The organism is Sphingopyxis sp. (assembly GCF_016793825.1).
Lineage (GTDB): Bacteria > Pseudomonadota > Alphaproteobacteria > Sphingomonadales > Sphingomonadaceae > Sphingopyxis.
In genome coordinates this window covers 1-5,768 of the sequence record NZ_JAEULM010000026.1, presented here as the reverse complement: position 1 = coordinate 5,768, position 5,768 = coordinate 1, and the positions used below count along the sequence as shown (strand labels likewise).

General features: G+C 62.8%; 7 protein-coding genes and 1 pseudogene. 7 read left to right on the top strand and 1 reads right to left on the bottom strand.

Annotated elements, in window-relative coordinates; genetic code table 11:
• Positions 1–101: 101 nt before the first annotated feature.
• Positions 102–485 carry a copper homeostasis periplasmic binding protein CopC gene (gene copC / locus JNM03_RS08275; RefSeq protein ID WP_011542702.1) on the bottom strand — a complete coding sequence of 128 codons (384 nt, stop codon included), beginning with the start codon at positions 483–485 and terminating at the stop codon, positions 102–104.
• A gap of 143 nt (positions 486–628) precedes the next feature.
• On the opposite strand from copC, the gene JNM03_RS08270 reads away from it, so the two are divergent.
• The 7 genes and pseudogenes from JNM03_RS08270 to JNM03_RS08240 form a co-directional block, all read left to right on the top strand.
• A complete protein-coding gene (locus JNM03_RS08270) occupies positions 629–895 on the top strand; it encodes a hypothetical protein (RefSeq protein ID WP_003046403.1) in 267 nt (88 codons plus the stop codon).
• A 2-nt stretch (positions 896–897) separates the two neighbouring features.
• Entirely contained in the window at positions 898–1,335 is a 438-nt protein-coding gene (locus tag JNM03_RS08265; RefSeq protein WP_003046401.1) for a periplasmic heavy metal sensor, read from the top strand.
• Positions 1,332–1,916: an RNA polymerase sigma factor gene (locus JNM03_RS08260; RefSeq protein WP_294035987.1), complete on the top strand. Its 585-nt coding sequence runs from the start codon at positions 1,332–1,334 to the stop codon at positions 1,914–1,916. Before JNM03_RS08265 ends, JNM03_RS08260 begins: the two co-directional genes overlap by 4 nt.
• Before the next feature lie 113 nt (positions 1,917–2,029).
• The gene (locus JNM03_RS08255; RefSeq protein ID WP_037553295.1) at positions 2,030–3,871 is read left to right on the top strand and encodes a copper resistance system multicopper oxidase; all 1,842 of its coding nucleotides are present in this window, start codon (positions 2,030–2,032) and stop codon (positions 3,869–3,871) included.
• Positions 3,868–5,079 carry a copper resistance protein B gene (locus JNM03_RS08250; RefSeq protein ID WP_003046391.1) on the top strand — a complete coding sequence of 404 codons (1,212 nt, stop codon included), beginning with the start codon at positions 3,868–3,870 and terminating at the stop codon, positions 5,077–5,079. Before JNM03_RS08255 ends, JNM03_RS08250 begins: the two co-directional genes overlap by 4 nt.
• Positions 5,080–5,171: 92 nt before the next feature.
• A complete protein-coding gene (locus JNM03_RS08245; RefSeq protein ID WP_223181178.1) occupies positions 5,172–5,561 on the top strand; it encodes a DUF305 domain-containing protein in 390 nt (129 codons plus the stop codon).
• 1 nt (position 5,562) lies between these two features.
• Positions 5,563–5,768: pseudogene (locus JNM03_RS08240) on the top strand (DUF411 domain-containing protein); the annotation flags it as partial.

The following is a 5,768-nucleotide window of genomic DNA, read 5'->3' as shown; positions in this document are numbered from 1 at the left end:
GTCAGCGCAAAAAGCGGGAACGCAGCAAGGCCGGCGATGAGCATCAGGTCCGCATAAAGTGCGAACCTGATGCCGATCAGAACGGGGTCCCCCACCGTCTTTTACTTTACGGTGAAGCTGAATTCGCTGCCCATGCGGTGGGTATCAGCGCCCGCCGCCGACCATGTGACCTTGTAGGTTCCGGCTGTCAGCGGCCGCTTGAGCATCAGCATCGCCGACTTGCCCTCTTTGCCCATCATCGACGAGTAAGGCACCTTCATCGGGGCATGATTGGCCATGCCGGGCATGCCGGTCATGACCAGCTCGGTCTTGAGGGTCGAGGCGACGATCTTTTCGTTGAACTGAAGATTGACCGACGTGACCTTCGAAACGGTCGAATTGGCGGCGGGCGTCGAGCTGACGAGCTTGGTGTGCGCGCTTGCCGTGGCCGGCATGAGAAGCAGAGCGAAAGCCGCCGCTGCAGAGGGGAGAAGAGACTTGAACATGAACACCTCCAAATGCGTGTCTGTCCTGCTAATACGCAGGATATCGGCATGGCCCTCAAATATTCCGGAATAATATTCTGGTGTGAGGGGTGAGGCGCTTCGGCGCGTATGTACAATGATGGAAAGGTTTGAAGAGACGATCGATGGATAAGGAGCTTCGCATTTTGAACAGGATCGATCTGCCCGCAGCGCTCGATGCGCTCGATGATCGCATCATGGGCGCATTGGCGATCCGCCGGCGCGAAGCGGTAGCGATGCGCCGCCTGATGGCGCTCGCGGCCTTTGTCTCGCTCGGCGGCGGTGTCTTTGCGGGGAGTGCGATTTCCCAGCCGGCGGTCGCGGCAAGCCCCCTGACCCCATTCGGCCCGCCTAGCGCATTGGTGCCTTCCACCTTGCTGGATGTACAGTAGCGATGCCGTCGCGCCGTCTTCTTCTCTTGGGGCTCATTGCCTTCGCCGCGGCGATTGCCGGCGTGTTCATCGGCCGTCTGGTAGCCGATGCGCCCAAAGCCAGCGAAACCGAACTTCATGCGCTTCTCCACGGCCAACTCGACCTGACCCCGGAGCAGGAAAAGAAACTCGAGCGGATCGAAGCCGACTTCGCCGGTCGCCGCCAGGCGCTCGAACTCGAGATGCGCGCCGCCAATGTCCGGCTCGCGCAGGCGATCGAAGCCGAGCATGGCTATGGACCGCGCGTCACCGAGGCGATCGACGAGACGCATGAGGTGATGGGGACATTGCAGAAGGAAACGCTCCAGCATCTCTTCGCGATGCGCGGGGTTCTCAACCCCGATCAAGCGGAAATGTTCGACAAAAGCGTGGTCAAGGCGCTGACCGCCGATGCGCGGTGAGCGCCGACCTATCGCAATGTAGCGACCAGGATCTGGCGGCCTTTGCGCGCGCGCACCGCGAAGACGCCTATCGCGAGTTGCTGCGCCGTTACAAAACGGGCGTCTACCGGCTCATCGTAAAGCAGATCGGCGATGCCGACGAGGCGATGGATTTGACGCAGGAGACGTTCGTCTCCGGCTTTTCGGCGCTCGATCGCTATGATGGCGAACGCCCCTTCCGCACATGGATCGCCCGTATCGCGCTCAACAATTGTCGCGACTGGGCACGACGGCGAAAGGTGCGCGCCTTTTTCTCCCGCGCGCTCCCGCTCGAAAATGCGCATCACGTAGCAAGCGATGGTCCTGGGCCCGATTCCGCGGCGACCGACAGGCGAGAGCTCGCCAGGGTTCGCGGGGCGATCGATCAGCTGCCGCAGAATTTGCGCGAAGTGTTGCTCCTCCGCGGTGTCGACGAGGTCAGCCAGGCCGAAACAGCGGTCATTTTGCGGGTCAGCGAGAAAACAGTCGAAACGCGCCTCTATCGAGCGCGGACCAGGCTCCGGGAATTGCTCGCGGGAACATCTGCGAGCGCCGAGGGTTGAGGGTTCGACCGCTCGTTCAGGCGGCATCTCCTCATCGTCCGGCATTTTTATTGAGGGGCAGGCGTGCCGCCTGCGTATAGCTTTAGGAACAGTCAGTAACGGTCGGAAAGAATATGCAGATGGAAAGGCGTCGGTTCGTCAGTGGAGCTTTGGGTGGAGGGGCTGCTGCGGCGATGGCCGCATGGTTCCCGGCCTGGGCCCAGCCGGTGTCGTCCGGCATCACCGCGCCGCTTCCGACCGTATCCGGCAATGACATAACGCTGCGCATCGCGCGCCAGACGATGCGCATCGACGGCAAGGTCAGTCGCGCGATCGGGATCAACGGCACCGTGCCCGCGCCGCTCGTCCGGCTGAAGGAGGGACAAAACGCGCGCCTCACCGTCGTCAACGATCTCGACGAGGACAGCTCGATTCACTGGCACGGCCTGATCCTGCCGTTCCAGATGGACGGCGTGCCCGGCGTCAGCTTCCCCGGGATCAAGCCGCGCTCGAAGTTTGTCTATGAATTCCCGGTCGTTCAATCGGGGACCTATTGGTATCACAGCCATTCGGGGCTTCAGGAACAGCTCGGCCATTATGGCCCGATCGTCATCGATCCCGCGGGCGCCGACCCGATCGGCTACGACCGCGAGCATGTCGTCGTCCTGTCCGACCACAGTCAATTGTCGCCCGAGGCGATCTTCCGCAAGCTCAAGGTCAATCCCGGCCATTTCAACATGCAGCGCCAGACGCTGGCGGGCCTGCTTGCCGGCAAGGATCAACCGCTCAAGGAGCGGATCGATTGGGGCAAGATGCGGATGGACCCGACCGACGTCGCCGACGTCAATGGTTCGACCTACACCTTCCTCGTCAACGGCCATGGTCCGCGCGACAACTGGACCGCGCTCTTCAGCCCCGGCGAGCGGGTACGCCTGCGCATCGTCAATGCGTCGGCGATGACGATCTTCAACGTCCGTATCCCGGGCCTCAGGATGACCGTCGTCCAGGCTGATGGGCTCAATGTCGTGCCGACCGAAATCGACGAGTTCCAGATCGCGGTCGCCGAAACCTATGACGTCATCGTGACCCCGGTCGAGGACCGTGCTTATACGCTCGTTGCCGAGGCCAATGACCGCTCGGGCATGGGACGCGCGACGCTCGCACCGCGCGCTGGCATGGTCGCCGAGGTGCCGCCGCTCCGCGAACGGCCGCTCGCGACCATGAAGGACATGGGCATGGGCGACATGTCGGGCGGCGCGATGGCGGGTATGGACCATTCGGGCGGCGATATGGGCGCCATGCCCATGCCGGCGAGCGACCCTTCTTGTCCTCCCGAACATGCCAAGATGGGCCATTGTACGCCAGCGGGGGAAAGCGGCGCGATGGCGGGCATGGATCATGGATCTGGCGGAGGCATGCAGCACAGCATGCGCGACTTCAGTGTCGCGCCGCAGGTCAAGCGCGATCCCAGCGTTCAGACGATCTCGCCGATGCCGATGGATCGCATGGGCGAGCCGGGGCAGGGACTGGAGAATGTCGGGCACAAGGTGCTGACCTACCATGACCTTGTCGCGCTCGAGCGCAACCCCGATACCCGCGCCGCCTCGCGCTCGCTCGACATCCATCTGACCGGCAATATGGAACGCTTCATGTGGTCGTTCGACGGCATCAAGATGTCCGACTACCACGAGCCCATCCCCTTCATCGAGGGAGAGCGCGTGCGGATCAACCTCATCAACGATTCGATGATGAGCCACCCCATCCACCTCCACGGCCATTTTTTCGAACTGGTGACGGGCAAGGGCGACCGGTCGCCGCGCAAGCATACGGTGCTTGTCCAGCCGGGCGGCATCGCGAGCTTCGATTTCACCGCCGACGCGCTCGGCGACTGGGCGTTCCATTGCCACCTTCTCTATCACATGCACGCGGGGATGATGCGCGTCGTCAGCGTCCGTCCGAAGGGAGACGGCGAATGACCCGGGTCGCGCTTCTCCTCGCGGGTATCGCCCCGCTGGCCTTTGCTGTGCCCGCCGCGGCGCAGTCGATGGATCATTCGATGCATGGTGCGGCGCCCGCGCCGACACCCGCTCCCTCGCCAACGCCAGCACCCGTAGCGCAGTCCGCGCCCGAAGCGCCCGCCGAAGGGTCGATGGAGCAGATGGACCATGGGAACATGCAGGGCATGGACATGGAACCCGAGGCTTCAAGCTGCCCGCCCGAACATGCGGCGATGGGTCATTGTACGCCTGAGGCGGAAGCTCCAGGCAAGGGCGCTTCGGACATGGGTGCGATGGATCATGGCGCACCGCAGCCGTCCGATCCCGATTGCCCGCCCGAACATGCCAAAATGGGCCATTGCACCCCGAAGGGCGGATCTGCGGACGCGATGGCGGGAATGGAAGGCATGGCGACCACGAGCAGCGCTAGCGGCACCGATTTGCCGCCGGGCGATGCTACCGCGCCTGCGCCTCCCGGCGACTGGTATGCCGATCGCATTTATCCCCAAGCCGAAATGGAGCATTCGCGCCACGACATGATGAAAGAGAATGGTGCGCAGACCATCGCTTTCATCAGCTTCAACCTTGCCGAATATCAGGCGCGCAAGGGCCGCGACGGGTTCCGCTGGGACGGTGAGGCTTGGTACGGCGGCGACATTAACCGGCTGACGATCAAGAGCGAAGGCGAGGGCGTGTTCGGCGAAGGCATCGAGAGCGCCGAGGTACAGGCGCTCTACAGCCGGGCGATCGGACCCTATTTCAACGCGCAGGCGGGTATCAGGCAGGATCTTGGGCCCGGCCCCGACCGCACCTATGCGACGATCGGCTTCGAGGGGCTCGCCCCCTATTGGTTCGAAGTCGAGGGCGCGCTGTTTCTTTCGAACAAGGGTGATCTGCTCGCCCGGCTCGAAGGCTATTACGACCAGCGCATCACCCAGAAACTGATCCTCCAGCCGATGGCGGAGGTCAATTTTGCGCTCCAGGATGTCCCCGAGACCGGCGTTGGTTCGGGGCTTTCGGATTTCGAGCTCGGGCTTCGCCTGCGTTACGAGGTCGTGAAGGAATTCGCGCCTTATGTCGGCGTCGAATGGGCGCGCAAGGTCGGCGATACCGCGCGTTTTGCCCGCGCCGCGGGCGAGGATGCGAGCGGCGTCAGCTTCGTGATGGGGGTGCGGGCCTGGTTCTAGAAGTTTCGCGGGGTGGCGACACGTCGAGGAGAAATGCCGTGAAACCAGCCTATCGCAGCCTCGCGCTGCAGACGATCGTCAGCGGCGTCATCATGTATCTGGTGATGTTCGTCATGATCGACCGCCTCTCGAGCTTCTACAATAATCTCAACATGCTCTACATGACGCTGATGATGGTCTCGCCGATGGTCGTGCTGATGATCGTCGCAATGCCGGGCATGTTCCCGTCGAAACGTCTCAATACGTTCCTGCTGCTGGGATCGGCAGTTGCCTTCTTCGGGAGCTTCGGGCTCATCCGGACACAGACGACGATCGGCGACACGGCCTTCTTGCGTTCGATGATCCCGCATCACTCGGGCGCGATCCTCATGTGTGAACAGGCTTCTCTCAAAGATGCCGAGATACGCGAACTCTGCCGCGGCATCATCGCGGGGCAGGCGGCCGAAATCGAACAGATGAAATCCATTCTCGCGAGGAAATGACATGAAAAATCTGATGACGCGCCGTCATCTTTTCGGCCTGATTGCGGTCGGATCGGGGATGGCGCTTGCGGCATGCAATTCTGCCTCGGGCCCGGCGGCGACCAGCGATAAGAATGGCGCGGCGCCCGCGCCGGGCGCCGAGACGTCCAGCCCCAAGCGAATGCTCGTTTATCGCGATCCCGAATGCGGCTGCTGCGAAGCTTGGGC

Coding starts and splice junctions, on each gene's coding strand:
- copC (WP_011542702.1), bottom strand. CDS start 485: ATGTTCAAGTCTCTTCTCCCCTCTGCAGCGGCGGCTTTCGCTCTGCTT.
- JNM03_RS08270 (WP_003046403.1), top strand. CDS start 629: ATGGATAAGGAGCTTCGCATTTTGAACAGGATCGATCTGCCCGCAGCG.
- JNM03_RS08265 (WP_003046401.1), top strand. CDS start 898: ATGCCGTCGCGCCGTCTTCTTCTCTTGGGGCTCATTGCCTTCGCCGCG.
- JNM03_RS08255 (WP_037553295.1), top strand. CDS start 2,030: ATGCAGATGGAAAGGCGTCGGTTCGTCAGTGGAGCTTTGGGTGGAGGG.
- JNM03_RS08250 (WP_003046391.1), top strand. CDS start 3,868: ATGACCCGGGTCGCGCTTCTCCTCGCGGGTATCGCCCCGCTGGCCTTT.
- JNM03_RS08245 (WP_223181178.1), top strand. CDS start 5,172: ATGTATCTGGTGATGTTCGTCATGATCGACCGCCTCTCGAGCTTCTAC.